General features: G+C 72.4%; 21 protein-coding genes and 7 pseudogenes. 16 read left to right on the top strand and 12 right to left on the bottom strand.

The window, feature by feature from the left end:
* Positions 1-33 precede the first annotated feature (33 nt).
* Positions 34-2,409 (bottom strand): MFS transporter, encoded by a 2,376-nt coding sequence (locus tag ACFYPJ_RS27625; protein ID WP_389022556.1) that lies wholly within the window; start codon positions 2,407-2,409, stop codon positions 34-36.
* Positions 2,410-2,599: 190 nt separating this feature from the next.
* Here ACFYPJ_RS27625 and ACFYPJ_RS27620 point away from each other — a divergent pair, with 190 nt between their 5' ends.
* Positions 2,600-3,565 carry a pirin family protein gene (locus tag ACFYPJ_RS27620; protein WP_389022553.1) on the top strand — a complete coding sequence of 322 codons (966 nt, stop codon included), beginning with the start codon at positions 2,600-2,602 and terminating at the stop codon, positions 3,563-3,565.
* A gap of 221 nt (positions 3,566-3,786) precedes the next feature.
* Here the strand turns inward: ACFYPJ_RS27620 and ACFYPJ_RS27615 are convergent, their stop codons facing one another.
* The gene (locus ACFYPJ_RS27615) at positions 3,787-5,079 is read right to left on the bottom strand and encodes a cytochrome P450 (protein ID WP_389022550.1); all 1,293 of its coding nucleotides are present in this window, start codon (positions 5,077-5,079) and stop codon (positions 3,787-3,789) included.
* A 484-nt stretch (positions 5,080-5,563) separates the two neighbouring features.
* Here ACFYPJ_RS27615 and ACFYPJ_RS27610 point away from each other — a divergent pair.
* Together ACFYPJ_RS27610 and ACFYPJ_RS27605 are read left to right on the top strand one after the other, a co-directional pair.
* A pseudogene (locus ACFYPJ_RS27610) lies at positions 5,564-5,762 on the top strand (GNAT family N-acetyltransferase); the annotation flags it as partial.
* Between the two features lie 327 nt (positions 5,763-6,089).
* Entirely contained in the window at positions 6,090-7,226 is a 1,137-nt protein-coding gene (locus ACFYPJ_RS27605) for a hypothetical protein (protein WP_389022548.1), read from the top strand.
* 240 nt (positions 7,227-7,466) lie between these two features.
* On the opposite strand, the pseudogene ACFYPJ_RS27600 reads toward ACFYPJ_RS27605, so the two are convergent.
* A pseudogene (locus ACFYPJ_RS27600) lies at positions 7,467-7,763 on the bottom strand (helix-turn-helix domain-containing protein); the annotation flags it as partial.
* Between the two features lie 28 nt (positions 7,764-7,791).
* Here ACFYPJ_RS27600 and tnpA point away from each other — a divergent pair.
* Together tnpA and ACFYPJ_RS27590 are read left to right on the top strand one after the other, a co-directional pair.
* Positions 7,792-8,278 (top strand): annotated as a pseudogene (gene tnpA / locus ACFYPJ_RS27595) (IS200/IS605 family transposase).
* Positions 8,279-8,769: 491 nt separating this feature from the next.
* A pseudogene (locus tag ACFYPJ_RS27590) lies at positions 8,770-8,934 on the top strand (pirin family protein); the annotation flags it as partial.
* Positions 8,935-9,114: 180 nt separating this feature from the next.
* Here the strand turns inward: ACFYPJ_RS27590 and ACFYPJ_RS27585 are convergent.
* Positions 9,115-10,077, bottom strand: a complete 963-nt coding sequence (locus ACFYPJ_RS27585) for an NAD-dependent epimerase/dehydratase family protein (RefSeq protein WP_389022545.1) — start codon at positions 10,075-10,077, stop codon at positions 9,115-9,117.
* 345 nt (positions 10,078-10,422) lie between these two features.
* On the opposite strand from ACFYPJ_RS27585, the gene ACFYPJ_RS27580 reads away from it, so the two are divergent.
* The 3 genes and pseudogenes from ACFYPJ_RS27580 to ACFYPJ_RS27570 all read left to right on the top strand — a co-directional run bounded on the left by ACFYPJ_RS27580 (position 10,423) and on the right by ACFYPJ_RS27570 (position 12,015).
* Positions 10,423-11,367: a ScbA/BarX family gamma-butyrolactone biosynthesis protein gene (locus ACFYPJ_RS27580; protein WP_389022543.1), complete on the top strand. Its 945-nt coding sequence runs from the start codon at positions 10,423-10,425 to the stop codon at positions 11,365-11,367.
* Between the two features lie 28 nt (positions 11,368-11,395).
* A pseudogene (locus ACFYPJ_RS27575) lies at positions 11,396-11,560 on the top strand (MarR family transcriptional regulator); the annotation flags it as partial.
* Between the two features lie 86 nt (positions 11,561-11,646).
* The gene (locus ACFYPJ_RS27570; RefSeq protein WP_389022540.1) at positions 11,647-12,015 is read left to right on the top strand and encodes a tetratricopeptide repeat protein; all 369 of its coding nucleotides are present in this window, start codon (positions 11,647-11,649) and stop codon (positions 12,013-12,015) included.
* 82 nt (positions 12,016-12,097) lie between these two features.
* Here the strand turns inward: ACFYPJ_RS27570 and ACFYPJ_RS27565 are convergent, their stop codons facing one another.
* Positions 12,098-13,027, bottom strand: coding sequence for a M56 family metallopeptidase (locus ACFYPJ_RS27565; RefSeq protein WP_389022537.1), 930 nt, complete (start codon positions 13,025-13,027; stop codon positions 12,098-12,100).
* 6 nt (positions 13,028-13,033) lie between these two features.
* Positions 13,034-13,477: a BlaI/MecI/CopY family transcriptional regulator gene (locus tag ACFYPJ_RS27560; RefSeq protein WP_389022535.1), complete on the bottom strand. Its 444-nt coding sequence runs from the start codon at positions 13,475-13,477 to the stop codon at positions 13,034-13,036.
* A gap of 299 nt (positions 13,478-13,776) precedes the next feature.
* On the opposite strand from ACFYPJ_RS27560, the gene ACFYPJ_RS27555 reads away from it, so the two are divergent.
* Positions 13,777-14,421 carry a peptide deformylase gene (locus tag ACFYPJ_RS27555; protein WP_389022532.1) on the top strand — a complete coding sequence of 215 codons (645 nt, stop codon included), beginning with the start codon at positions 13,777-13,779 and terminating at the stop codon, positions 14,419-14,421.
* A 22-nt stretch (positions 14,422-14,443) separates the two neighbouring features.
* Here ACFYPJ_RS27555 and ACFYPJ_RS27550 read toward each other — a convergent pair whose 3' ends face one another.
* Positions 14,444-15,871, bottom strand: a complete 1,428-nt coding sequence (locus ACFYPJ_RS27550; protein ID WP_389022529.1) for a dihydrolipoyl dehydrogenase family protein — start codon at positions 15,869-15,871, stop codon at positions 14,444-14,446.
* A 117-nt stretch (positions 15,872-15,988) separates the two neighbouring features.
* Between ACFYPJ_RS27550 and trxA the strand changes: the two genes are divergently transcribed.
* The 3 genes from trxA (at position 15,989) to ACFYPJ_RS27535 (ending at position 18,679) form a co-directional block, all read left to right on the top strand.
* Positions 15,989-16,369: a thioredoxin gene (gene trxA, locus ACFYPJ_RS27545; RefSeq protein ID WP_389022526.1), complete on the top strand. Its 381-nt coding sequence runs from the start codon at positions 15,989-15,991 to the stop codon at positions 16,367-16,369.
* A gap of 469 nt (positions 16,370-16,838) precedes the next feature.
* The gene (locus tag ACFYPJ_RS27540; protein ID WP_389022523.1) at positions 16,839-17,522 is read left to right on the top strand and encodes a TetR/AcrR family transcriptional regulator; all 684 of its coding nucleotides are present in this window, start codon (positions 16,839-16,841) and stop codon (positions 17,520-17,522) included.
* Between the two features lie 20 nt (positions 17,523-17,542).
* Positions 17,543-18,679 carry an FAD-dependent oxidoreductase gene (locus tag ACFYPJ_RS27535; protein ID WP_389022520.1) on the top strand — a complete coding sequence of 379 codons (1,137 nt, stop codon included), beginning with the start codon at positions 17,543-17,545 and terminating at the stop codon, positions 18,677-18,679.
* 26 nt (positions 18,680-18,705) lie between these two features.
* Here ACFYPJ_RS27535 and ACFYPJ_RS27530 read toward each other — a convergent pair.
* A pseudogene (locus ACFYPJ_RS27530) lies at positions 18,706-19,362 on the bottom strand (TetR/AcrR family transcriptional regulator); the annotation flags it as partial.
* A gap of 103 nt (positions 19,363-19,465) precedes the next feature.
* Between ACFYPJ_RS27530 and ACFYPJ_RS27525 the strand changes: the two are divergent.
* On the top strand, positions 19,466-20,023 hold the full coding sequence (locus ACFYPJ_RS27525) for an NAD(P)H-dependent oxidoreductase (RefSeq protein ID WP_389022517.1): 558 nt from the start codon (positions 19,466-19,468) through the stop codon (positions 20,021-20,023).
* Positions 20,024-20,131: 108 nt separating this feature from the next.
* On the opposite strand, the gene ACFYPJ_RS27520 is transcribed toward ACFYPJ_RS27525, so the two are convergent.
* Positions 20,132-21,583, bottom strand: coding sequence for an MFS transporter (locus ACFYPJ_RS27520; protein WP_389022514.1), 1,452 nt, complete (start codon positions 21,581-21,583; stop codon positions 20,132-20,134).
* Positions 21,584-21,779: 196 nt separating this feature from the next.
* Between ACFYPJ_RS27520 and ACFYPJ_RS27515 the strand changes: the two genes are divergently transcribed.
* From ACFYPJ_RS27515 to ACFYPJ_RS27505, 3 genes are all read left to right on the top strand, one after another.
* Positions 21,780-22,235 carry a MarR family winged helix-turn-helix transcriptional regulator gene (locus tag ACFYPJ_RS27515; protein ID WP_389022512.1) on the top strand — a complete coding sequence of 152 codons (456 nt, stop codon included), beginning with the start codon at positions 21,780-21,782 and terminating at the stop codon, positions 22,233-22,235.
* A gap of 88 nt (positions 22,236-22,323) precedes the next feature.
* Positions 22,324-23,631, top strand: a complete 1,308-nt coding sequence (locus ACFYPJ_RS27510) for an SLC13 family permease (protein WP_389022509.1) — start codon at positions 22,324-22,326, stop codon at positions 23,629-23,631.
* Between the two features lie 35 nt (positions 23,632-23,666).
* Positions 23,667-24,155, top strand: a complete 489-nt coding sequence (locus ACFYPJ_RS27505) for a universal stress protein (RefSeq protein WP_389022506.1) — start codon at positions 23,667-23,669, stop codon at positions 24,153-24,155.
* 16 nt (positions 24,156-24,171) lie between these two features.
* On the opposite strand, the gene crcB is transcribed toward ACFYPJ_RS27505, so the two are convergent.
* From crcB to ACFYPJ_RS27490, 3 genes and pseudogenes are all read right to left on the bottom strand, one after another.
* Complete coding sequence (crcB, locus tag ACFYPJ_RS27500) at positions 24,172-24,546, bottom strand: fluoride efflux transporter CrcB (protein ID WP_389022728.1); 375 nt, start codon at positions 24,544-24,546, stop codon at positions 24,172-24,174.
* A gap of 11 nt (positions 24,547-24,557) precedes the next feature.
* A complete protein-coding gene (locus ACFYPJ_RS27495) occupies positions 24,558-25,046 on the bottom strand; it encodes a fluoride efflux transporter FluC (protein ID WP_389022504.1) in 489 nt (162 codons plus the stop codon).
* Between the two features lie 379 nt (positions 25,047-25,425).
* A pseudogene (locus ACFYPJ_RS27490) lies at positions 25,426-25,833 on the bottom strand (response regulator); the annotation flags it as partial.
* Between the last annotated feature and the right edge of the window lie 152 nt (positions 25,834-25,985).

Raw genomic sequence — 25,985 nt, 5'->3', positions numbered from 1 at the left:
GCGAGGTCGGTCGTCGGGTCGGCCGGGCGGACCCTAGACGCCGGGGTGGCCGAGTTCGATGTCGTGGCCCTCGATGTCACCGCCGTCGACCCGCACTCCGACCGCACGGGGCGGGTAGCCGGTCGCGACGACCGAGTACGGGCCGGTGTCCAGGTCGGAGAAGGCGTACGCCCCGTCGGCCCCGGTGGTGGCCGTCGCGACGACGTTGCCCGCGGCGTCCAGGAGGGTCACCCGGGCGTCACCCAGCGGGGCACCGGCGCCGGACACCGTGCCGCGCACGTACGCCCCGGGCCGCAACTCGATCTCCACGCGGGTGACTCCGGCGCCGGCCAGGTCGACGGGGAGCGCGGACGGGCGGTGCTTTGACGAGCTGACCGCGAGGGTCACCGTCCCGGGCACCAGATCGCCCACGCTGAACTCGCCGAGCGCGTCGGTCCGTCCGGTGGCGAGGACGTCGCCGCGCACGTCGGTGACGACGACGACCGCGTCCGCGACCGGCGCCCCGCTGTCCGCGCTGCGTACGGCGCCGGCCAGCCCGCTGCCGCCGCCGAGCAGGATGTCGTAGGTCAGCGGCGCGGCGCCGACCACGAGTGATACCGCGCGTGGCCGGCAGCCCGCGGCGGAGGCGATCAGGATGTACGTCCCCTCCCCCGGCGCGGCGAGCGCGTACGACCCGTCGGAGTGCGCGAGGGCCCGGTTCAGCTGGCGTCCGTCGAGTCCGATCAGCGTCACCGGTGCACCGGCCACGGGTACGCCCTCGGCTCCCCGCACCTGCCCGCGCACCGGGACACCGGGGCCGGCGCCCACGGCGGACGCCGACAGCCCGGCCGGTCCCGCGGCCACCGCCTCCGTACCTCTCGCGTCCGCGGCCGGTGCCGCGGTGTCCGGTGCCACCACGGTGACCGGCTCGGCGGGGAACGCGGGCGGCCGCGGTGCCCCGCCCGGCGACGTGGCCTGCACGGTGTCCGGTCCGACCACGGGCGCGGCCGCGCGACGCGGGATGAAGGCGGCCACCACGAACGCGAGCACCGCCGCTCCGGAACCCGCGGCCATGACCGTCTTGAAGGCGCTCTCGGAGGGCAGCACGGCGGAACCGAAGCGTGTGGTCAGCTGGGCCAGGATCACACCCGCGACGGCGCTGGAGGTCGAGGTTCCGATGGCCCGCATCAGGGTGTTGAGACTGTTCGCCGCCGCGGTCGCGGACGGCTCGACGGCGGCCATGATGAGCGCGGGCATGGCACCGTAGGCCAGGCCGATACCGGCGCTGATGACGCTGGAGGCCACGACGAGCTGCCAGACGGCGTCCATCAGCACGATGTTGACGGCGTAGCCGACGGCCACGACCACGGCCCCGCCCATCAGGGTCACCTTCGGCCCGTACGCCTTGGAGACGGCGGCGGACACGGGCGCGACGGCCATCATCACCAGGCCGCTGGGCGCCATGACGAGTCCGGCGTACAGCAGCGACCTGCCCAGGCCGTAGCCGGTCGCCTCGGGCAGCTGGAGCAGCTGCGGCAGCACCAGGGACATCGCGAACATGGAGAAGCCGAAGGCGACCGAGGCGAGGTTGGTCACCAGCACCTGGCGGCGGACCGTGATGCGCAGGTCCACCAGCGGCTGCGCGGAGCGCAGTTCGAACAGGCCCCACAGGAGCAGCACCACGACCGCGGCGCCGAAGAAGCCGAGGGTGGTGCCGCCGGTCCAGCCCCAATCGCCGCCCTTGGAGATCGCCAGCAGCAGGCAGACGAGACCGGCCGCCATGCCGAGGGCACCGAGCAGGTCGAACCGGCCCCCGGTGCGCACCTTGGACTCGGGTACGAGCGACAGGACCAGCACGGCGGCGACGAGGCCGAGCACGGCCGAGGTCCAGAACAGCATGTGCCAGTCGTAGCGGTCGGCGATGAGGGCGGCGGCGGGCAGTCCGAGGGCACCGCCGACGCCCAGCGAGGCGCTCATCAGGGCGGTGGCGGAACCGAGGCGTTCGGCGGGCAGTTCGTCCCGCATGATGCTGATACCGAGCGGAATCACGCCGGCCGCCAGCCCTTGCAGTGCCCGGCCTACGATCATCGGCGCGAGCGTGTCGCTGAGCGCGGCGATGACCGATCCGGCAACCAGCATGGCGAGGCTGGTCAGCAGCATCAGGCGCTTGCCGTACATGTCGCCGAGCCGGCCCACGACGGGCGTGGCGACGGCGGACGCGAGGAGGGTGGCGGTGACCGCCCAGACCGCGTTCGACGCCGGGGCGTGCAGGAGCGCGGGCAGTCGGGGCACGATCGGGATCACCAGGGTCTGCATCAGCGAGACGACGATGCCGCCGAAGGCCAGCACCGCGACAACGAGGTTCGTCCGCGGCACCGCGGGCTCGTACGGCCGCACCGTCTCGGCGGGCCGGGGTTGCACATGGGCCATGGTCGGGCCTCCGTCCGGGCGCTCGGATCTCACGACTGCGTCAACTCTAATTCAATTGATTGACTTAATTAAGGAGAATCACACCTGTCCGCCGGAGGAAGATCCGCGACTCGCTCGCCTGACGGCCCACGGCCCCGGGGGCCGTCGCACCGGTCGGCAACCGGAACCACCGACCGCTAGGTTGGGCGCCATGAGCAACCTTGACCGCGCTCCCGTACCCAGCGTCTGCGGCGGCCGCGGATTCGTTGTCGCCGAACCCGTCCGCGAGCTGCTGAGCCCCCGTCAGGTGCGGCTCGGCGAGTCGACCGAGGTCCGCCGGCTGCTGCCGAACCTCGGCCGGCGCATGATCGGCGCCTGGGCCTTCGTCGACCACTACGGACCCGACGACATCGCCGACGAGCCGGGCATGCAAGTCCCGCCGCACCCGCACATGGGACTGCAGACGGTCAGCTGGCTGCACGAGGGCGAGGTGCTGCACCGGGACTCGACGGGCAGTCTGCAGACCATCCGTCCCAAGGAACTGGGCCTGATGACCTCGGGCCGGGCGATCAGCCACTCCGAGGAGAGCCCCCGCTCGCACGCGCGCCTCCTGCACGGCGCCCAGCTGTGGGTGGCGCTGCCGGACGCGCACCGCCACACCGAACCACGGTTCGAGCACCACCCCGAACTCCCCACGGTCACCGCGCCCGGCGTGTCGGCGACCGTGATCCTCGGGAGCCTCGACGGCACCGCCTCGCCGGGTTCGGCGTACACACCGATCGTGGGTGCCGACCTCGCCCTGGCCCGCGGCGCCGACGTCCGCCTCCCGCTGGAGCCCGACTTCGAGTACGGCGTACTGGCGATGTCCGGCGAGGTCCATGTCGACGGCGTGCCCGTGCTGCCGGGTTCACTGCTCTACCTCGGCTGCGGCCGGGCCGAACTGCCACTGCGCGCCGAGTCGGACGCGGGCGTCATGCTGCTGGGCGGCGAGCCGTTCGAGGAGGAGCTGATCATGTGGTGGAACTTCGTCGGCCGGACCGACGAGGAGATCAGGCAAGCGCGTGAGAACTGGGAGCACGGTGACAGATTCGGCGTTGTACACGGCTACGACGGGGACCGGCTGTCTGCGCCGACACTGCCCACCGTACCGCTGACGCCCCGACGAAACCCATCCTGACCTGCTGCTTTGGATTGCTGTCGTCTCATTGACGTCGCTGCACCCGCGCCGGGCCGGCTCCCGGTGCACGCTCACTCTCCCGGTGGTCCCTTGGGGCTTGCTATGCCGGACATCCCAATTGCGCACTGCGCCACTGGGCTTTGTTCACGAGCGGCTCGTTCTCGTGAACAAAGCCAGCCACTGATACGCGGGACTCCACGCAGCTGAAAGCAGGACTGCCCTCAGCTACGCAAGGTCGCACGCAGGCGCAAACCGACGGTTGCGAGACCTCCGAAGGTCGTGACCTGGTAGCCGGGTTCCGGTCCGGGCGGCTCGCCCAAGCGGTAACGGCGAGCGGTTTGCGCGGTCAGGAGCGTCAGCATCGCCATGGCCAGAGCAGCTCCCTCGCAGCCATGCGGCCCGGTACCGAAGGAGAGGAAGACCCCGGGTTTCGCCGGCGAGCCCGAATGGTCGAGCCAGCGTTCGGGCTGGAACTGGTCCGGCTCGGAGTGTTCCCGTGCGTCGCGCTGGGCGGTATAGGGGCAAACGAGAATCGTGGACCCGGCGTCGATGGTGTAGTCGGCGAGCTGAGTCTGTCGTGTGGCGTGCCGGGTCAGTAGCCAGCTCGGGGGGTGGAGTCGGAGCACCTCGCGTACCAGTGCCTGGGTGTATCGCAGGCTGTCGAGGTGAGTGCTGGTCGTCGCGGCCGGGTCCGCGGGCAGCAAGGCGGCTTCGGTCGCGACGCGGTCCGCTGCCTGGGGGTACCGGGCCAGGTGGAGCAGGATCCATCCGGCTGCCCGGGAAGGTGTCTCGAAGGTGGCGACGGTGATTCCGGGGAGGGTGTCGAGGATGACCTCTTCCGGCAGCAGGCCGTAATGGGAGGAGGGCTGGAGCATCTGTCCCAGCATGTCGTCACCGAGCCGGCCCGATGAACGGCGCCGCCGGACGATGGGCCGCAAAGCGTCAGTGAAGGCCACTTGCTGCCGTGTGCGGAACCGCCGTGCGGGTGTGGGCATCCAGCGCGGCCATACCCAGCGCGAGGGGCGTACGAGCAGCTCCCGGGCCAGGAAGAGCTGTGAGGCAAAGGGCAGCAGGGTGGGAGCGTCCTCTGAGAAGAGGTAGCGCACACCGATCCCTGCCAGGGCGTCCCGGACCAGGGGCAGGATCTCGACGTCCCGGCCCGTGGGCCACCGGTCGGCAAATCGGGCGGCCCCGGGCGCGATCTCACCGATCCGGGCCGCAACCGCCTGCGGGCGTAGTCCGCGCATGCGGGCGGCGTGAGCGTGCGCACGCTCCTCGGACGTCGGTGCTCCGCTCGATCGCTTCAACGGTGGGAAGAGAGGCGAGGATGCCCTGGCAAAGTCCTGCGCTCGGTGCAGAACTGCTTCACACGGCCCGGCCGCAGAGGCTACGTAGATTCCCGGCTCCAGTTGCCAGACGTCCCCGCACTCGTCAGCGCCACGGCACGCCAGTGCCAGCCGGTCGCGGCTCCAGGCCGCGAAGCTGCCTTCGGGCAACCGCGGCGGCTCGTTCATTCGGCCCATGAGATCGCCCCTGACACTCGTGCCCGTCCAGGCCGTTGTCGGCGGCAGCGTGACCGGAGCCGGCGGGCGCCCGTGGGCGCCCGCCGGCAGTGCGGTCAGACCCTGTCGTCACCGGCGTAGGCGTCCCATGATTCCCCGTACGCACCGTAGTGGCGGGTGAAGGACAGCTTGCCGAGCAGCTTGGCGATCATGATGCACCCCTCTCTTCAGCATCAAATGCCTCAAGTACCATTTTGCTGCACATATCACATGTGTCACATTCGGGGCGTCCGTCGCGTGTATGGACATAAGGCGGGTGCTTACGGGCTGGGCCCAAAGCCGGCCAGGGTCGCCCCCGTACTGGAGGTCAGTCGAGGTTCCCCCGCGGGTCACGATGCAGAACTTCGCCTTCAGCCCGACCACGCTGACCGTGAAGGCGGGCGAGAAGGTCACGGTGGTCAACAAAGACTCCGCCGCACACACGTCACCGCGGTGCAAGACCGGCGTTGCCCGCCACGTCCACGGCGCCCTCTCGCCACCCGTGACGAGCTGTACATCACGCTCATGGTCAACCCGGCCGCTGGAGACGGAAAGGTTCACGCGCTCTACCAGCAATGGGCCTTCGAGGACATCGGGCAGAGCCAACCGTCACCTGCCTCCCCGGGGCTGTTTTGATGATTCGCGCCATCCGCTGACCAGACAGATCGCCACCCCGGCCCTGGCCTTCCTTTACCGCCTGCCGTCCCAACTGACTGAAGGCTCACCGCGACGCGGCTCTCCTGGATCGTCCTCGCAGGTCCGCTGGAGACCTCTGCAAAGTAGCCGTGAATGACTCTCAGGCGGTTGGCCGACCTCTTCACCGGCACTTCGTTGCGGCAGCCTGCCTCACTTCGTGACTCGCGCATCCGGCTCTGCCTGAGGTGCGCCGCATCATTAAGTCCGATTATGTAACGTTTGGCAACTCTCTGTGATCATCGTGAGGCCGCAGGACGGCCGCACGACGCTGAGGAGGTATGACCCAGATGAGGCTTGTTCTCGCTTCCCGTATCGCGGCGGTGGCCGTGACCGCAGCGACAGCGATCATGACGTCGGGCCAGACGGCATCCGCCGTACCGGCGGGCGGAGACGGAAACCCGTTCCTCGGGCCACTGCACACCGTCTCGACCGTCGCATCGACGGTCCCGGCCAACGGCGACGTGAACCCGTACGGCACGGCCCTGGTCGAAAAGAGCACCGGTGCCCTGCGGCGCGGCAACGTACTGGTCAGCAATTTCAACAATGCCGCGAACCAGCAGGGCACGGGGACCACTCTCGTGCAGATCAGCCCCAAAGGTACGGCCAAGCTGTTCGCCAAGATCAACCCGAAAAAGCTGCCAGGACCGTGCCCGGGGGGCGTGGGGCTGACCACCGCACTGTCCATCCTGCCGGGCGGCTGGGTGGTGGTGGGCAGTCTGCCCACGGCCGACGGAACATCCGCCACGGCGCGCGCAGGGTGCCTGCTCGTGCTGGACAGCCACGGAAAGGTCCGGAAGACCTTCAGCGGCAAGGGGATCAATGGGCCCTGGGACATGACCGCGAAAAGCTGCGGCGAGAATACTGAGCTGTTCGTCACCAACGTGCTCAACGGCACGGTCGCCGGCGGCGGCAACGTGGTGCGGCGGGGCACCGTGCTGCGGATCACCCTGCGCACCAACGGCAACCAGCCGCCGACCCGTATCGCCACGACCGAGATCGGTTCGGGCTTCGCCGAGAAGACCGACCCGGCGGCCCTCGTGATCGGGCCGACAGGTGTCGGCCTGCGGGACGGGACGCTCTACGTGGCGGACACCGTCGACAACCGCATCACCGCGATCCCGGACGCGCTGACCCGCCGCACCAGCGCCGGCATCGGCCGAGTGATCACCACGGACCAGCACCTCAACGGCCCGCTCGGGATGGCGATCACCCCCAAGGGCAACATCCTCACCGTCAATAGCGGCGACGGCAACATCGTGGAGACCACCCCACGCGGCGTCCAGGTGGCCGTGCGCACGCTCGACACCAGCGGCACCCCGCCGGGAGCGGGCGCACTGTTCGGGCTCGCCATCGCCACAAACCCCGACCGGGTCTACTTCGTCGACAACGCAACCAACACTCTGAACCTGCTGAGCCGACCCTGACCACTCGCGTGTGCCCGATCCAGCCCTGCGCAGAGCCAGGCGCGCGGTGTGCTCGACCGGGCACGCGAAAGGGCTGGCCATGCGCCCGCGCCATCGGCCCGCAGCACAGCACCAGCGTCGTCGGCAGCGGGCCAGTGTCGGTGTAACCGGTTGACGTGCTCCCTGGCCTAAAGTCCAGGGATTCCGGCCTGGGTCGTTGGACCCTTCCAGGGGCTTCCTGCTTCACCGCGCTGTGCGGGCACGGGTGCCGAGGCTGTCGAAGAAGTTCTTGTAGGCGGCATCCAGGTCCCGCAGGGACTGCTGCAGGACGACCGCCGACACATCGGCGAGCCAGGCACGTTCCCCGGTGCGCTTGGCCTGGGTGATACGAAGCCGGGACAGCTCCGCCGACTTCACATACGACAGCCCCGCCGCATGCGCTTCCTTCCGGTCACGCAGGCAGTCGTTCCACACCACCCATGCGCACCCGAACGCACTCGCCAGCGCACGGCGCTGGGCGGCATCCGGGTAGGCCCGGTAGTTGTAGCGGAGCTGCACAACCACGACCTTAACTGCGACTGGCCTCATAGACGGACAGAACGACTACAGGCGGGGCAGACACGTTATTTTCGGCGATGCATGTGCACTTGGCCTTCGTGACGAAGTACCAGCGCGGGGTGTTCAACGACGAGATGCTGACACGCTGCGAAGAAATCATGCGCAAGGCCTGCGAGGACTTCGAAGCGGAGCCGAAGGAGTTCAACGGCGAACCCGATCACATCCACCTGCTGGTGCTTGCCCAAGCTCTCGACTTCGTTCGAGCAGGGGAGACCCCTATCCCGCCCAAGGCCGCCAATCTCAAAAATGGTCAACAGCCTCAAGAGCGTCTCCGCCCGCCGGATACGGCTGGGGACACCTCCCGGCCGAAGGCCGGGGGACAGTTCACCAGCCGGATCAACCCCGCCATCACGCACGGACACCTGTGGTCGCCCCCGTACTTCTCCGCATCGTGCGGCGAAGCACCGTTGACGATCGTCCGCCAGTACATCGAACAGCAAAAAAGTCCGCTCTGACGTCCACGTCAGAGCAGTCTTAAGAGGCATTCACCCCCGGCGTGAACGCCGGAGATTTCTGCAAGAGTCCCGGTAAAGCCGCAGCAGGGCTCTCCCCCCGGGTGACAGCCCTGATGTCCTTTAGACGGCTAAGGGCCTGCAGATCGATAACACGCGGGTCTAACCCGCGGTAGCACCGATTTCGGCGCCTGTACGGTGTCGCAGCGCCACAGTTCAACCGCTTCAAGCGCATGTCGCAGGCGCAGAACGGGAATCGGCGTGTTGTTGATCGGCAAGCCCTCAGGGCGTTGCGGTACCTGATCTTGTAGAGGTGCGGGCACTTGGGCCACCGGGTGGCGGGGTGCTCGCAGTCTTTGAAGTACGAGCCCATGCCATGGCCCAGGGACTTGGGGCAGCCATCGTGGATCTCCTCACGGCGCAATGCTGACGTTCTGCTGACCCCAGCGGGTCCACCACCTCCCTGAGCTGGGAGGAAACCGCTGATGCGTGGTATGTGGCGGAACTTCGTCGGGCGTACGCAGGACGAAATCGAGCGGGGCCGCGAGGACTGGGTGAAGGGGGTCCGTTTCGGTCAGGTGCACGGCTACGACGGAGTTCCGCTGCCCGCGCCGGAACTGCCGCCAGTCCCCCTCGAACCACGGGGAAGGGTGCGCTGATCCCTGGCCGACCCGCACCTCGGTGCCCCGGCCGGACGGCGGACCTGGCAGACCTGGCGGACCTCCCCGGCCGCCGCGCCAAAACACGGGAAGCGCGTGTGCACGACCGCAGCCCCGGCGGAGCAGCAGGCCGCGGTCCGTCCCCGCGCCGCACCGGCGGCCGGCGCCGCGGTACCGGTGTCAGCTGGGTGGCGCCGTGCGAAGGTGGGCGCGGTACCAGGCGGCCCAGGACGCCATGTGATGCAGCGGATCCGGGTCGTACGGCACTTCGGCCAGCTGCCACACCCGTTCGCTGCTGAACCAGTTGTCCTGTGCGAGAAGTTCGAACTGACGTCGGCTCACCCGGCTGCCGGAGGCGGCCAGGTGTTCCAGGCAGTGGGGCCAGCTCCAGTCCCGGTCGGGGACGGCGGGCAGGACCCCGTGGCCGACGAGGGCGTCCAGCAGATCGCCCGAGCGCACCGGACGGGGATGGCTCGCGTGCTGGACCGACGGCCCCGGCAGCCCGGGGGCGTCCAGGGTGGCGGTGATCAGCCGGGCCAGATCCTCCACGGCGACGAGGGATGTCAGCCCGCGCCCCGCGTCCCAGCGGGCGGGGACGGAGCGGAGCAGTTCGGCCAGCGCGGGCACCACCCACCGGTCCCCGGCGCCCAGGACGAGCCCGGGACGCAGCACCAGCGCGCCGGCGTCCAGGGCGGCCCGCTCCCCGGCGAGGCGGGTCGAGCTGGCCGCCGAGACCGGGGACGGCTCCACGTCGCCGACGTCCGGTCCCCGGTGCGGTCCGCGGCCGTACACGGCGGCCGTCGACAGCTGCGTCACGCGCGGTACGCCCGACCGGACCGCCTCGGCCATGAGCCGGGCCGTGCCGTGCACGTTCACCGCGGTGCACGCGTCCGCGTCGCCGCCGACCAGTGAGGCCAGATGGAGCACCGCGTCCGCGCCCGCGCACACGTCGCGCAGCGTGTCCGGCGCCGCCAGGTCGGCCTGGAACCACTGCGCGCCCGCCGCGACCAGCGCCTCGGGCGGCCGGCGTGCCACGACGCGGACGTGCCATGCCGGGTCGCGCAGCAGCAGCTCCGCGACCCGGGAACCGATGAAGCCGGTGGCTCCGGTGAGCACCACCCGGCGTTGCGTCCCGTGCGTCACGTCCGTCCCACTTCCTGACTCCTCTGCTTCCTCACGGCCGTCGCAGGCCGCGCCCGCTCCCGACGACGGTTCTCGGCGGGGCCCCGGCGCGGACCGGCCCGGCCGCGGCCGGCGGAGCTCCGGGACCCCGGGCCGCCGCCCGCAGCCGCGGGTGCGCCGCGGCTCTCCCGCGGATGCGAACGTGGCGTCCGCCAACTGCCGTCGCCCCGCCGTCTCTTGGGACCGTCGTCCGTCGTGGCCACGCCGCCCAAAGTTACAAACAGAACGCCCTCCATGTCACACAGGCACCCATTACCGTGTCCGGCGGCTGCTTCGGTCCGACGGGAGATCCAAGGGGAGCACATCATGGCCGCACGGAACGAGATCGACGACCGTCCTGCCGCTCAGGACGTCGCGGACGACCCGACGCCGGTGGTGCCCTGGCAGGTGCACAAGGAGCACGCCGAGGAGGTCTACCTCACCGACTGGCGCCCGGTGGGCCGGGACCGCTTCCGCATACGGGGGCGCCGGCCGGACGATCACTCCTTCTACCGTCTCGGGGCGGTCCTGGACCCGCTGCTGCTGTGCGAGACCGTCCGGCAGACCTTCCCACTGCTGTGCCACACCGCCTACGGCGTACCGCTCGGACACCAGCTCATCTGGGAGCGGTTCGGCTACCGGACGGACGACGCGGCCTCGGCGGGCGTGGACCGCGGCCGGGACCTGACGCTGGACGTCCGCTGCTTCGACATCGATCACCGCGGCACCCGTCCCGCCGCCCTCTCGCTGCACGCCCGGGTGTACTGGGGCGGGGAGCCCGTGGCCACCGCCGAGACCCGGTTCACGGTGCAGTCGCCGGCCGTCTACCGGCGGCTGCGCGGCGGCCGCACCGACGCCGGGAGCGCCATGGCCCGGGCCGTGCCGGTGCCGGACCCGGACCCGCGCACACGGGCCGGCCGCAACCGCGCCCACGACGTGGTGCTCGCCCCGAGCGGCGCCGACGGCAGGCAACTGCGGGTCGACACCGCCCATCCGCTGTACTTCGACCACCCGGTCGACCACGTTCCCGGCATGGTGCTGCTGGAGGCCGCGCACCAGGCCGTCGACGGCGCGGACGTCACCGCTCTCGACTGCGTGTTCCACCGGTACGTCGAACTCGACAGCCCCTGCACGATCACCACGATGCCGCCCGGCGAGGAGCACGGGGAGCGCCGCACCCGGATCACGGCCGTGCAGGACGGCGAGGTCCGATTCACCGCCACGGTCGCCACCCGGGCCGGCGCCGTCCCGGAGGCGGCCGGCCGCGGCTGACCCTCCCCCCGGCAGTCCGGCGGATGCCTCGGACGCCGGACGCGAGCTGCACGCCCGGGCTGCGGCCGAGACCGCGGTGGTCTCGGCCCGCATGTACGACGGCATCGCGGCACAGGACCGGGCCGTGGCGGGCCGGGTCCTGGCCCTGGTCACCGAGCGGGCCAACGCCGAACTGGCCGCCTCCCGTCAGTGATCGGAGGCGGCAAGGACACCCGGAAAGCAGTGGAATATTGAACCATCCGGCTCCGTTGTGTGCGGTGAAGGAGGTCAGCAGTGGAGATGACCAGGACGACGGAGACGACCGGGACGACGTACTACGACCACGGAACCGCGGCGGTGCGCTGGGAGCGCGGGCAGCAGTTCTTCGACGCCCAGGACTACGCGGGCGCGGCGCGCGTGCTGGCCGGTCTGGTCGAGGAGGTACCGGAGCAGACGGGACCCCGGCTGCTGCTGGCCCGGGCCTATTACCACTCCGCCCAACTGCGCCGTGCCGAGGCCGAGTTGCGCGTGATCGTGGAGCGCGACCCGGTGGAGCACTACGCCCGGCTGATGCTGGGCCGCACCCTCCAGCGGCAGGCACGCCACGGTGAGGCCGAGTCGCACCTGCGGATCGCTGCGGCGCTGGCGGGAGACCCGGCCGAGGGCTGAACGTCCCGTCCCCGGGCCCTGTTCCGGAAGGAACAGGGCCCGCGGCATGCCGCCGTGCGCGGCTGCGCCCGGGGCGCGGGGCTCACAGCGGGGTCGCCGCGTGCAGGACCAGGAACAGCGTGACCGCGGAATTCGCGGAGGACATCAACGAGGCGACGGTGCCGACCGCCGCGCCCCACGCCGCCAGGCCGGCCGCGGTGCCCACCGGGGGCCAGCTGCGGACCGCCGGCGCGGGGGCCAGCAGGGCGGCGACCCGGCGCGGTACGGGGCCCGCCGCGGCCAGGGCGGGGAGCGTCGCCGCGGGGGTGGTGCGGGACAGCAGGGCCGCCTTGCCGATCGCACGGGCCACCGTGCGCCGGTCGCCGACCGCGCGGGCCGCCTCCTCGTCCGCCCACCGCTCCGCCGTGTAGACGACGGCGGTGCGCAGGGGCCGCAGGAACGGGTTGGCCCGCGCCGCGAGGTGCACGGCGAGCAGATGGCGGTGGTGCCGGGCGGCGAGGTGGGCGCGTTCGTGGGCGAACAGGGCACGGCGTTCGGCGGAGGAGAGCCCGTCGAGCAGCGCGGTGGTGACGACGACCCGGCCCGGCTCGCCCGGCAGCGCGTACGCGTACGGCTCGGCGTCGGGCAGCACGGCGACCGTGCCGCCGGGCAGTCCGTCCAGTGCCCGCCGGGCGCCGCGTGCCACCCGGCGGTGGCGCCACAGGGTGCGCCCGCAGGCCGCGGCGACCAGACACAGGGCCGGGATGGCGGCGCGGCCCGCGATCCCGTCGTGCGGGACCGCCGCCCGTACGTGCGGGTCGGACCAGCCGTCCGGCAGCGGGTTGCCGGGCAGTTGGGCGGTGCCGACCACCATGAGCAGGGCCAGGCACAGCGTGCTGCACACCGCCATGACCACGGCCACGGCGGTCAGCAGCCGGGTGGCCGTGCGCGGGTGCAGCCGTACCTCGGCGAGCCGGGCCACCGGCCAGGCGGACAGCGGCAGTACCAGCGGCAGGAAGACGAAGACCCCCATGCGGTGTCAGTGTGCCGTATCGCCGGGCCCGCCGGTCGGGGGGTGCTGGGTGTCCCCCGGATCCGGCCGCACCTCGCGGTCCGCCGCCTCCAGCAGGCTGCGCAGCACCTGCTCGTCGCCGGGCGGCAGGGCGGTGACGAAGCTCGCCAGGACGGCCTCGCGGTCGCATTCGCCGTCGAGGAGGCGGCGCATGCGCAACGCGGCGAGCCGCGCCACGTCGGCCGTCGGGGTCCAGACGAAGGAACGGCCGCGCCGTTCCCGGGAGACGACGTCCTTGGCGAGCAGCCGGGTCAGGATGGTGACGACGGTGGTGTAGGCGAGGTCGCCGCCGAGCCGCTCCTGCACCCAGGCCGCGGTCACCGGGGCGTCCGCAGCACGGAGCGCGGCGAGTACCTGGCCCTCCAACTCGCCCTGCCCGCGCCGCCGGGACCGGCCGTCCGCCCGCACCATGCCCGTCTCCCTCCGGTCTCGGCGTGTCGGACTACGCTACTTCACCCGGCCGCCGGTGCCCCAGGGGTGCAGGCCACGACGGGACGCACGGACACGACGGGCGGGCACGGCACACGGGCGCGAGGACGATCACGAGCAGGACGCACGATGCAGGTCACGATCCGGTGACGTGCGTGACGGCGAACCGGGCCGGTTGCGGCGGCTCGACCGCCGGGCGGGGCGCCGGGAAGGACGCCGGGACCGTCGTACTGTGACCGGAGGCCGGCGGTCGGCGGTCGGCGGCGTGTCATGCTGACCGGATGGCACATCCCATTGATCGCACGCCCCTCGCCGAACAGGTCGAGGAACTCCTCGCCGACGGCGGCCCGTTGCCCATCGTGGCGGCCGGCGACCCCGTGCTGCGCCGCCCCGCCGCACGCTTCGAGGGCCAGCTCGAACAGTCACTGCTGGACCGGTTCGTCGAGGCCCTTCGGGTCACCATGCACGCGGCACCGGGCGTCGGACTCGCCGCACCGCAGGTCGGTGTGGGGCTGCGCATCGCGGTCGTCGAGGACCCGGCACCGGTGCCGGACGAGGTACGGGAGGCACGCGGGCGGGTGCCACAGCCGTTCCGGGTGCTGGTGAACCCCTCGTACACGCCCATCGGTTCCGGCCGGGCCGCGTTCTTCGAGGGCTGTCTGAGCGTGCCCGGCTGGCAGGCGGTGGTGGCCCGGCCCGCCGAGGTACGGCTGCGCGGCGAGGACGGGCACGGCCGCGCCCTGGACGAGGTGTTCACCGGCTGGCCCGCCCGGATCGTGCAGCACGAGACGGACCACCTCGACGGCACCCTCTACCTGGACCGCGCCGCACTGCGCTCCCTGTCCTCGCAGACGGCGATGACCGAGCGGTGGACGCAGCCGACGCCCGAGGCCGCCGCGGCGGCCCTGGGCTTCGAGTTGCTCTGAGGCACCGGTCGGCCCGGCGCGGTCAGCCCCGGTAGGTCTCCAGCAGCCGCAGCCACACCTCGCTGATCGTCGGGTAGGACGGCACCGCGTGCCACAGCCGGCTGACCGGAACCTGCCCGGCGACGGCGACGGTCGCCGAGTGGATCAGCTCGCCGACCCCGGGGCCGACGAAGGTGACACCGCGCAGGACCTCGTCGTCCAGGTCGACGACCATGCGGGCGCGGCCCTTGAAACCGTCGCCGTACAGGCTCGCGCCCGCCACCGAGGAGAACTCGACGTCGACGGCCCGCACCCGGTACCCGGCCTGTTCCGCCTCTGCCAGCGAGAGCCCCACGGCGGCGGCCTCCGGGTCGGTGAAGACGACCTGGGGTACGGCATGGTGGTCGGCGGTGGCCGTGTGCGGGCCCCAGGGCTCGGTGCGGACCGGGTCGCCGGCGGCCCGCGCGGCGATGGCGTCGCCCGCGATCCGGGCCTGGTACTTGCCCTGGTGGGTGAGGAGCGCACGGTGGTTGACGTCGCCGACCGCGTACAGCCAGTCGGTTCCGGTGACGCGGAGGCTGTCGTCGACCGGCAGCCAGCCCACCGGCTCCAGGCCGACGGTGTCCAGCCCGATGTCGTCGGTCTGCGGGACCCGGCCGGTGGCGAAGAGGATCTCGTCGGCCTCGATCCGGTCGCCGGCCGCGGTGACCACGACGACGGTGCCGTTCTCCCGGGTCACCGACTCGACGGCGGTGCCGGTGCGGACCTCGACGCCGGCGTCCGTGAGCGCCTCGGCCACCAGCTCGCCGGCGAAGGGCTCCATGCGGGGCAGCAGGCCCTTGCCCCTCACCAGGACCGTGACCTGTGAGCCGAGGGCCTGCCAGGCGGTGGCCATCTCGGTGGCGACCACGCCGCCGCCCACCACGATCAGCCGGCCGGGAGCGGCCTTCGCGCTGGTCGCCTCCCGGCTGGTCCAGGGCTTCACCTCGGCGAGTCCGGGCAGGTCGGGCAGGAGCGCGCGGGTGCCGGTGGACACGGCGACGGCGTGCCGCGCGGTGAGGGTCCGCACGGAGCCGTCGGTGCCGGTCACGGTGACCGTGCGGGGTCCGGCCAGCCGGCCGTGGCCGCGGTACAGGTCGGCGCCGATGGCCTCGACCCAGCGGACCTGTCCGTCGTCCTTCCAGTGCGAGGTGAAGTCGTCCCGGCGGGCGAGGACGGCAGGCGTGTCGAGGGGGCCCTGGACGGCCCCGCTCAGACCCGGCAGGCGTCGGGCGTCGGCGCGGGCGATGACCGGGCGGAGCAGGGCCTTGCTGGGCATGCACGCCCAGTAGGAGCACTCGCCGCCGACCAGTTCGCTCTCCACGATCGCAGTGGACAGCCCTGCCGCGCGTGTGCGGTCGGCCACGTTCTCCCCCACAGGGCCGGCCCCCAGCACGACGACGTCGTACGCGATGGATTCCATTTCCGTCATGGGGCCAGTCTGGTGGGTGGTGTGCCCGGTGGCCACACGGGTACGCGCCCGGAATACGTACGCGGACGGCCGTGTTCCATCCACGGTCCGGCCCACACCAGGAAGAGGGAGTCGCTCATGAGCAGCACCGTGGAGCTCACCAAGGAGAACTTCGACCAGACGGTCACGGACAACGAGTTCGTCCTGATCGATTTCTGGGCGTCCTGGTGCGGTCCGTGCCGCCAGTTCGCTCCGGTGTACGAGAAGGCGGCCGGGGAGAACCCGGACCTGGTGTTCGGCAAGGTGGACACCGAGGCGCAGCCGGAACTGGCCGCGGCCTTCGGTATCCAGTCGATCCCGACGCTGATGATCGTCCGCGACCAGGTCGCCGTCTTCGCCGAGCCCGGTGCGCTGCCCGAGGCGGCTCTGACGGACGTCATCGGACAGGCCCGCAAGCTGGACATGGACGAGGTCCGCAAGAGCGTCGCCGAGCAGCAGGCGAACGCCCAGGGCGAGTGATCCCCCGCGCGCCCGGACTCCGCGGCGTACGCGGGTGTCCGGTCCGCGCGAACGGCACCGGGGCCCGCGCCGGCCGGCCCGGTGCGGTGGAACATGTGGAACTGATCTCGTGAGCACCGCCCGCGGGCGCGCAAGGCGTCGCGGGCGCTGCTGCTTCTCCTGGCCGTTGACGGCCGGCCGGCAGACACGGCCGCGCTGCTGGCCTCCTCCTGTCCGGCAGTCCCCCGCGCGATGTCTTCGCGCCCCCCGGGCTCGCCCGGCCTCGGGCATCCCGGGTTCCGGCCGCGCGCGGCGCACGCCCGCTCCGCGGCGTCGCGCGCCGGACCGGGCGGGCTAGCGCGCCCGCCCCCTCCGAGCCTTCTCCGCCGCCCGGCCCCGATTCCGGACCGGGCTCCCCTGCGGACACCCGATCCCGAACATGTTCGTAACGAACTTGTTCGTCACGAACATGTTCGTTACGCTGCTCCGCATGACAGCTCGCCCTGACGCCCCGCGCAGCCGCCGCGCGCGCCCCGCCAAGCCCGCCCTGACCCGGGAGGCAATCGTGGCCGCGGCCGTCGCCGTACTGCGCGCCGAAGGGCTGCAGAAGGTCACCATGCGACGGCTGGCGCAGGAACTCGACACCGGCCCCGCCTCGCTGTACGTGTACGTCCGCAACACCGACGAGCTGCATGCCGCCGTCCTGGACGAACTGCTCGGCACGGTCGGGCAGGCCCCGGCCGAAGGCTCGTGGCGGGAGCGGCTGACCGCAGTGCTGACCGAGTACACCGGGATGCTCCTCGACCACCCGACGCTGGCCCGCTCGGCACTGACCGCCCGCCCGGCCGGCCCCCACTACCTGCGGCTCATCGAGACGCTGCTGGCGCTGCTCGACGCGGGCGGCGTGCCGCGTGCGCAGGCCGCGTGGGGGGTGGACCTGCTGTTGCAGCACGCCACGGCGACCGCGGCCGAGCACGCGGGGCAGGACGACTCCGCCAGTGCCCGTACGGACCGGGACGCGTTGGACAGTGCCGTGCACCACGCGTCCGAGCACACCCATCCGCACGTCGCCGCCACCGCCGGCCTGCTGCTCTCGGGTACGCCCCGGGCCCGGCTGGCGTGGGCGTTCGACGCCCTCGTCAACGGCATCGCACAGACCGCCGTACCCGACTGACCGGCCCTCAGGAGACCACCATGACCACCGTCCACCACCCGGTCGCCGTCGTCGGCGCCGGACTCGGCGGGCTCACCCTCGCCCGCGTCCTGCATCTGCACGGCGTCGAGGCGGCCGTGTTCGACCTCGACGACTCCCCCGCCGCCCGCGCCCAGGGCGGCATGCTCGACATCCACGACGACTCCGGCCAGGTGGCGTTGCGCGCCGCCGGGCTGCACGACGAGTTCCTCGCGCACGTCCACCCCGGCGGCCAGGAGATGCGGATCCTGGACAAGACCGCAGCGGTCCGCCTGCAGCAGCACGACGACGGCGCGGGCGGCCGTCCCGAGATCGACCGCGGGGACCTGCGCGACCTGCTGTTCGGCTCGCTGCCGACGGGAACGGTCCGCTGGGGCACGAAGGTCACGGGCGCGCGCCCGCTCGGCGAGGGCCGGCACGAGGTGACCCTCGCGGACGGCCGGACCGTCACGACGGACCTGCTCGTCGGCGCCGACGGCGCCTGGTCCCGGATCCGCCCGCTTCTCTCGCCGGCCCGGCCCGCGTACACCGGGGTGTCGTTCGTCGAGGCGGATCTGCGGGAGGCCGACACGCGTCACCCGGTGGCCGCGGAGGTGGTCGGCGGCGGCATGCTGTTCGCGCTCGCCCCGGGCCGGGGGCTGCTCGGGCACCGCGAGACCGACGGCAGTCTGCACGTGTACGCCGCCCTGGAGACCGCCGAGGAGTGGCTGGACGGCATCGACTTCGCCGACACCGACGCCGCCCGGGCCGCCGTTCTGGAGCACTTCGCGGACTGGGACAAGAGCCTGCTGTCGCTGGTCGCCGACGCGGACGGCGCGCTCGTGCCGCGGCGGATCCACGCACTTCCGGTCGGACACCGCTGGGCGCGCGTCCCGGGTGTCACACTGCTCGGTGACGCCGCCCATCTGATGTCGCCGTTCGCGGGCGAGGGCGCCAACCTGGCGCTGCTCGACGGCGCCGAGCTGGGCCTCGCGCTCACCGCGCACCCGGGCGACACCGAGGCCGCCCTGTCCGCCTACGAGGAGCGGCTGTTCCCGCGCAGCGAACGGTCCGCGGACGAGTCGGCGCGCAACACCGCGCTGATCTTCCGCGGCGACGCACCGCAGGGGCTGGTGGAAGCCTTCACCGACCGCGGCTGACCGACCCCCGCGGAGTGATCCGCGCAGGTCACACGGGCGACCAGGTCCAGCCAGCCGGCCTCGACCCGATCCAGCGGCATATCGCGCTGACGAATGAAATGGTGAAGCAGGACGGGGCTCAGATAGCCCATCAGGGTCTGGGCCAGCAGCTCGCAGTCCGCCTCGGGCACCGCCTGCCGCAGCAGCAGCATCAGATGGCTCTGCTGGACACGGCGCGGCGCCACCGAGAAGCGGCGCTCCGGGTCGGGTTCCGCCGCCAGGAGCAGGTCGAGTTCGTCCCTCATGCGGCGCAGCAGCGTGACACCGAACGCTTCCAGCCGCTGCACCGGTCCGGCGCCGGGACCGAGCGGCGGCGGACCGCTCATGAACGCCGCCTGGAACTTCTTCTCCGAGTGGTCCAGCAGGGCCGTCAGCAGGCCCGTGCGATCACCGAAGCGGCGGAAGACGGTGCCCTTTCCGACGGCGGCCGCGGCGGCGACCTCCTCCATCGTGAGGTTCGCGGCGCCGCGCTCCCGCACCAGGTGGGCCGCGGCCTCCAGCAGCCGGGCCCGGTTGCGGGCCGCGTCGGCGCGCAGGGCGGGCTCCTCGCTTGCAGTACCGACTTCGAGCAGCGGTATCTCCACCGGCTCCACGGGAGTTGGCAGGGGCGGCAGGGGGCTCGACATGAAGACAGCGTAAAGCATCGGGAACGAACTGGACCGCGGTCCGGTTATCCTGATACAAAATTAAACGGACCTCGGTCCGGTTGTGCCAGCAATGTTTCCGCCTGCCCCCACTGGAGTTGTCATGCCTGTACGTATCCTCGGCCTCATCGGCAGCGTCCGCACCGGTTCGACCAACCGCCGGCTCGCCGAGGCCGCCGTGAAGGTCGCCCCCGAGGGCGCCGAGGTCGCGCTGTTCGAGGGGCTGGCCGACATCCCCTTCTACAACGAGGACATCGACGTCGAGGGCAGCATCCCGGCCGCCGCCGTCCGGCTGCGCGCGGCGGCACAGGCCTGCGACGCGTTCCTGCTGTTCTCCCCCGAGTACAACGGCACCATCCCCGCTGTGCTGAAGAACGCCATCGACTGGCTGTCCCGCCCGTACGGTGCCAATGCCTTCGGCGGCAAGCCGGTCGCCGTGATCGGTACTTCCCTCGGCCAGTACGGCGGCGTGTGGGCCCAGGACGAGGCCCGCAAGTCCGTGGGCATCGCCGGCGGCAAGGTCATCGAGGACATCAAGCTGTCCATCCCCGGCTCGGTGACCCGCTTCGCCGAGACCCACCCCTACGACGACGCCGAGGTCGCCGCCCAGCTGACCGATGTGGTCGCCCGCCTGCACGGCAACGTGGGCACGGCCGCCTGACCCACCGCACCTCACGGGGCCGGAACCCACCCGGGTTGCGGCCCCCGCGGCTGTGTCCGGCCCGCCGCTCGCCGCCCGCGGCGGGCGGCGAGCGGCGGGCAGGCCGGGTCAGACCGAGGCGCCTTCCTTCGCCGCGGCCGGGTCCGCCGCGCTCCCGGCGGCCGGCGTGGTGCGGGCGGCGGGGATGACCGCGGCGACGGCCGCGGACACCAGCGCGAGGCCGCCGCCGATCAGCAGGGCGGTGCGGAAGCCCGCCTCGGAGGCGAAGGTGTGGCCGCCCAGGGTGGTGGTCAGCTGGGCGAGGATCACGCCGATGACGGCGGCGCCGATCGAGGTGCCGAGCGAGCGCATGAGCGTGTTGAAGCCGTTGGCCGCCGCCGTCTCGGCGATCGGCACGGAACTCATGATCAGCGCGGGCATCGAGCCGTAGGCGAGGCCGACGCCCCCGCTGGTGACGATGGAGACGATCATCAGGCCCCAGGCGGAGCCCAGCAGCGCCATGGACAGGCCGTACCCGGCCGCGATCACCAACGCCCCGCTGACCAGGGTGAACTTGGGGCCGCGGGCGTTGGTCAGCTTGCCGCCGAACGGGGAGACGATCATCATCATGAGGCCGCCGGGGGCCATCCACAGACCGGCCGCCAGCATCGACTGGCCCAGGCCGTAACCGGTGGCCTTCGGGAACTGCAGCAACTGCGGCAGCACCAGCATGCTCGCGTACATGCCGAATCCGACGAAGACCGAGGCGACGTTGGTGAGCAGCACCCGGGGGCGGGCCGTGGTGCGCAGGTCGATCAGCGGGTCACCGGTCCGCAGCTCCCACCGGCCCCAGCCGGCCAGCACCACGACGGTGACGGCGAACAGGCCGAGCGTGGTCGCCGAACCCCAGCCCCAGTCGGCGCCCTTGGAGACCGCGAGCAGCAGGCAGACCAGGGCGACACCGAGTCCGAGCGCGCCCGGCAGGTCGAAGCGCTGGCCTTTGGCCGCGGCCGGGACGTCCGGGACCAGGAAGAAGATCAGCACCGCGACGGCAGCGGCGAGTCCCGCGGCCCCCCAGAACAGCACCCGCCAGTCGGCGTACTGGGCGACGGCGGCGGCGATGGGCAGGCCGAGGCCGCCGCCGATCCCCATCGACGCGCTGACCAGTGCGATGGAGGAGCTGAGCCGCTCCGTGGGCACCACGTCGCGCAGCAGGGCGATGCCCAGCGGCACCATGCCCATGCCCATGCCCTGGAGGCCGCGGCCGATGATCATCGTCACGACGGAGGACGACAGGGCGCTCACGACCGAGCCCGCGATCAGCGGCGCGGCGCACACGAGCAGCATGCGCCGCTTGCCCACGAGGTCTCCGAGCCGTCCGACGACGGGCACGCAGACGGCGGCCACCAGCAGGGTGACGGTGATCACCCAGGCCGCGTTCGAGGACGTCGTGTGCAGGATTTGCGGCAGTTCCGCGATGAGCGGGGTGACCAGGGTCTGCATGATCGCTGCCGTGATGCCGGCCAGCGCCAGGGTCGCGACCACACCGCCTGAGCGGGTCGTCGGCTGGGGGGCGTCCATTTCCGGGGGCTCCTCGACTTTCTCTCACGGATCGACTCGCGCGGCGTCGGCGAGTTCCGGGTGAAGGATGTGCATCGTACATGCCATATGTATCGAGCATGTGCTGTGGCCCATACACGCAGTTGTGCCAGGATGGAGCGGCCGTACGTGGGGACATACAGCGCAACGGCCCCACGCAACAGGAGGCTCAAGTCACATGGTCAGGCCGACGTACGAGGTCGAGTACGAGCAGATGCTGCTCAGCCGCTACACGTTCATGAACCAGATGGGCGGCCGGCGCAAGGACAGCGTCATGGAGCGCAGCGCCTATATCCTGCTCAGCCGTATCCGGGTCCAGGGACCGATGTCGATCGGGGAGTTGAGCGACGCCTTCGGGCTCGACGCCTCCACGCTCAACCGGCAGACCGCCGCGGCCATGCGCGCCGGCCTCGTGGACCGCATCCCCGATCCGGCCGGGGGCATGGCACGCAAGTTCCGCATCAGCGAGAAGGGGGCGCGACTGCTGGACGAGGAGCGCGAGGGCATGGTGCGCGGTCTGGACGAGGTCATGTCGGACTGGCCGACGGAGGACATCGCCGCCTTCGCCGCCTATCTCAAACGCTTCAACTCGGGCATCGAACGCATCGCGGGCCGGCCCTGGCCGCGTCCGTAGCGCGGCGGGGCCCCGCCGGGCCGCGGACCCGGGCGGGGGCCCGGCGGACGGCGCCGCTCCGGGGTGCGACCCTTGAGCGGTACAGCTCATGGGCGTGCCGGCCGGCGCCCTGCCGCGGGAGGAAACACAACTGAGTACCACCACCGTCGTCACCGAGACCGTCTCGGTGGTCCTGCTGCTGGGCGTGCTGGCCTTCGCCGTCGTACGGCCCCGGGGACTGCCGGAGGCGACCGCCGCCGTCCCCGCGGCGGCCGTCGCGGTGGCGGTGGGCGCCGTGTCCGCCGAGGACGCCTGGGAGCAGACCCGTGCGCTGCTGCCCGTGGTCGTCTTTCTGGCGCTGATCCTCGTGCTCGCCCAACTCTGCGCGGACGAGGGCCTGTTCGAGGCGGCCGGCGCCACCGTCGCCCGCTGGTGCCGCGGCAGCCCGCGGCGGATGCTGGCCGGGGTGTTCGTGGTGGCCGCCTCGATCACGGCCGTACTCAGCCTGGACGCGACCGTCGTCCTGCTCACGCCCGTGGTGTTCGCCACCGCCGCCCGGGTCGGCGCACGGGCCCGTCCGCATGTGTACGCCACCGCGCATCTGGCCAACTCCGCCTCCCTGTTGCTGCCGGTGTCGAACCTGACGAACCTGCTGGCGTTCGCGGCCAGCGGGCTGTCCTTCACCCGGTTCGCGGCACTGATGGCGCTGCCCTGGCTGGCCGCGGTGGCGGTCGAGTACGCCGTCTTCCGCGGCTTCTTCCGCGCCGACCTGGCCGTGGCCCCGGCGCCGGGCGCGACGCCGGAGAAGGGCCCGGGTGTGCCGGTCTTCACGCTGGTCGTGGTGGCCCTGACGCTGGGCGGCTTCGTGGTCACGTCGTTCGCGGGCCTCGCACCCGCGTGGGCGGCGCTCGCCGGGGTGCTGGTGCTCGGCGGGCGGGCGCTGTGGCAGCGCCGGACCGGGCCGCGCGAGCTGGCCACCGCGGCGGCCCCGCTGTTCTGCCTGTTCGTGCTCGCCCTGGGCATCGTGGTGAAGGCCGTCGTCGACCACGGCCTGGACGCCGGGCTCGGCCGGCTGCTGCCCGCTGGGAACTCGCTGCCCGCGCTCCTCGCGGTGGCGTGCGTGGCGGCGCTGCTCGCCAACGTGATCAACAACCTGCCCGCGGTGCTGGCGCTGCTGCCGCTCGTGCAGTCGGGCGGTCCCGGGCCGGTCCTCGCGGTGCTGCTCGGCGTCAACCTCGGCCCGAACCTCACGTATGTGGGCTCGCTCGCCACCCTGCTGTGGCGGCGCATCCTGCATGCCCACGACACCAGGGCCGAACTGGGTTCCTTCACCCGGCTCGGCCTGGTGACGGTCCCGGCCACGCTGCTTGCCTCCACCCTGGCCCTGTGGGGGATGCTGCACATCGTGGGAACCTGACCGCATACCGCCACGGACCGCCGCCGGAGCCGCCGATGAGTGTCATCGTCTGGATCGTCGAGGGCACGTGGCCCGCCTGCGTCGACGCGGCACGCGCCCGGACCGCCCCCGGCGAGGAGATCGCGCTGCTGTACGTCCGTGACGACGCGCTCGCCGAGACCGCGCACGGCGCGTTCGCCGGGCTGCTCGGCCGCGGGCACCCCGGGCGCGACCCGGGCACCAGTCTGGAGCGGCTGGCGGCGGCCTCCGCCGGGGATCTGCTGCGGGCCGCCGCCGAACGGCTGGCGCGTCCCTGCACGTTCGTGGAGCGCGGCGGGCGGGTCGAGCGGGAGGTCGTCGCCGTGGCCAGGGACGCCGACCTGCTGGTCTGCGCCCGGGACGGCGACCCGGCGCGCATCGGCCCGCGGAGCCTGGGGCCGGCCACCCGGTTCGTCGTCGACCACGCCCCGTGCCCCCTCCTGCTGGTCTGGCCCGGCGAGGCCCCGCGCACCGCGCTCCCTCCCGAGCGGGACCGCCACCCGTGACGGCCCGCCTCGGACCTCACCCCCACAGCGCCCCGGCACAGGCGACCCCGGCGGACGCCGCCCCCAGGCCCGCCAGCACGCTCGCGACCACATTGGCCGCGGCGAAAAACCGCGCCCCGTCGTGGGCCAGACGCAGTGTCTCGTACGAGAAGGTCGAGTACGTCGTCAGCGCCCCGCACAGGCCGGTACCGAGCGCCAGTTGCACCTGGTCCGAGGCGGCTCCGGCCATGACCGCGCCGGTCAGCACGCCCAGGACCAGACAGCCGACGACGTTCACGGCGAACGTGCCCCAGGGGAAGGCGGTGCCATGCCGCCGCTGCACGGCCCGGTCGCCGAGAAAGCGCAAGGGGGCGCCGGCCATTCCGCCGGCCACGACCAGCAGCCAGTTCATGGTTTCGCCCGTCATCGCCGCCCCCGTCCCGGACCGAGGACACGACGGGTCGCCGTCGATGCGAGCCAGACCGCCGTGAGCGCCGCGACCGGGGTGGCCGCCAGATAAGCCAGCGCGGTCGACGCGCGGCCGTCGGCGATCAGCCGCTGGACGTCCACGGCGTACGTCGAGAAGGTCGTGAAGCCGCCGAGCACCCCCGTACCGAAGAACGGCCGCACCAGCCGATGGGCCGTCCACACCTCGCTGATCACCACCATGAACGCGCCGATCACCGCGCAGCCCGCCGTGTTGATCCACAGGACCGTCCACGGAAAGACGTCCGGCGTGGCCGGCCACAGCAAGGTGGCGCCGTACCGTGCCGCCGCGCCGATCCCGCCGCCGAACGCCACCAGCGCCACGACGGGTGCCTGCCGCGGTCCGCTCCGTCGTGGGACGGGGGTGCGCGGTCCGGCGCAGAACCGCGGGAACCGCTCCGCCGCCTTGGCTTCCTCAGCCGTCATGTGCCGTGTCTCCCTACTCGCCGGGGCCCGCGCACGCGGGCGCACACCGTTGCAAGCAGGGACTGTTGGCGGCACCGATGCCGCGGTTCGGGTACGGCGAGCCCCACCGCCGTGCTGGGCCCACGAGGGGCTCAGCGGAGCAGCAGCATAACCCGGCGACGCCGGTCACCCACGATCGGGGGCCCGCCGGCGGTCACGGCGGACCGGCGCGGCGGTGGCGTACGCCGCCACGAACACCCCGCCGACAGACCTGAACCAGGAAAGGAGTCACGGCTGCTCGTGCGGCCCGGCGACGGCCGGAGTGCGGGCTTCAACCGGTGCCGTTGTGCACCCTCGCCCGGGCGGCCCGTGGCCCGGCGGCGCGGCGCCGGCGCAACGGCCGGGCCGCCGGGGCGAGGGCGAGGCCCGCCGGGGCGAGCGGGCACAGGCCGGCGCGGGGCCGGGTACGGCGGAGCACCGACTCCACGCGCAGCACGGGTTCGCGGGGACTGAAGGGTCTGGTGACGTAGTCGTCGGCGCCGACCTCCAGGCCCAGAATCCGATCGTCCTCGTCGCCGCGCGCGGTGAGCATGATGACCGGCACGGGCGCCCGGCCGCGCAGCCGGCGGCGCACCTCCAGGCCGTCCCTGCCGGGCAGCATCAGGTCCAGGACGACCAGGTCCGGTCAGTACGCTGCCGCCCGGGCCGGCACCGACGGTCCGTCCTCGGCCCGGTCCACGGCGTGCCCGGCGCGGTCCAGGTATCCGGTGACGACCTCGGCGACGGTGGCGTCGTCCTCGACGACCAGAACCCGGGCGCTGCCGGGGCGCGGCTGCCCGGGTGCCCGGGTGGCCTCGGGCTCGTGCGGCTGCTGCCGGCGTCCAGCCTCGCACCGGGCCTGTGCACACGTCGCCTCCCGGCCCGGCGGCGGGTACGACGTCCGTGTTTCGCAAGGAACAC

This window comes from Streptomyces sp. NPDC006012 (assembly GCF_042871185.1).
GTDB lineage: Bacteria > Actinomycetota > Actinomycetes > Streptomycetales > Streptomycetaceae > Streptomyces.
The sequence above is the reverse complement of the archived record's forward strand: the minus strand, read 5'-3'. Positions and strand labels throughout refer to the sequence as shown.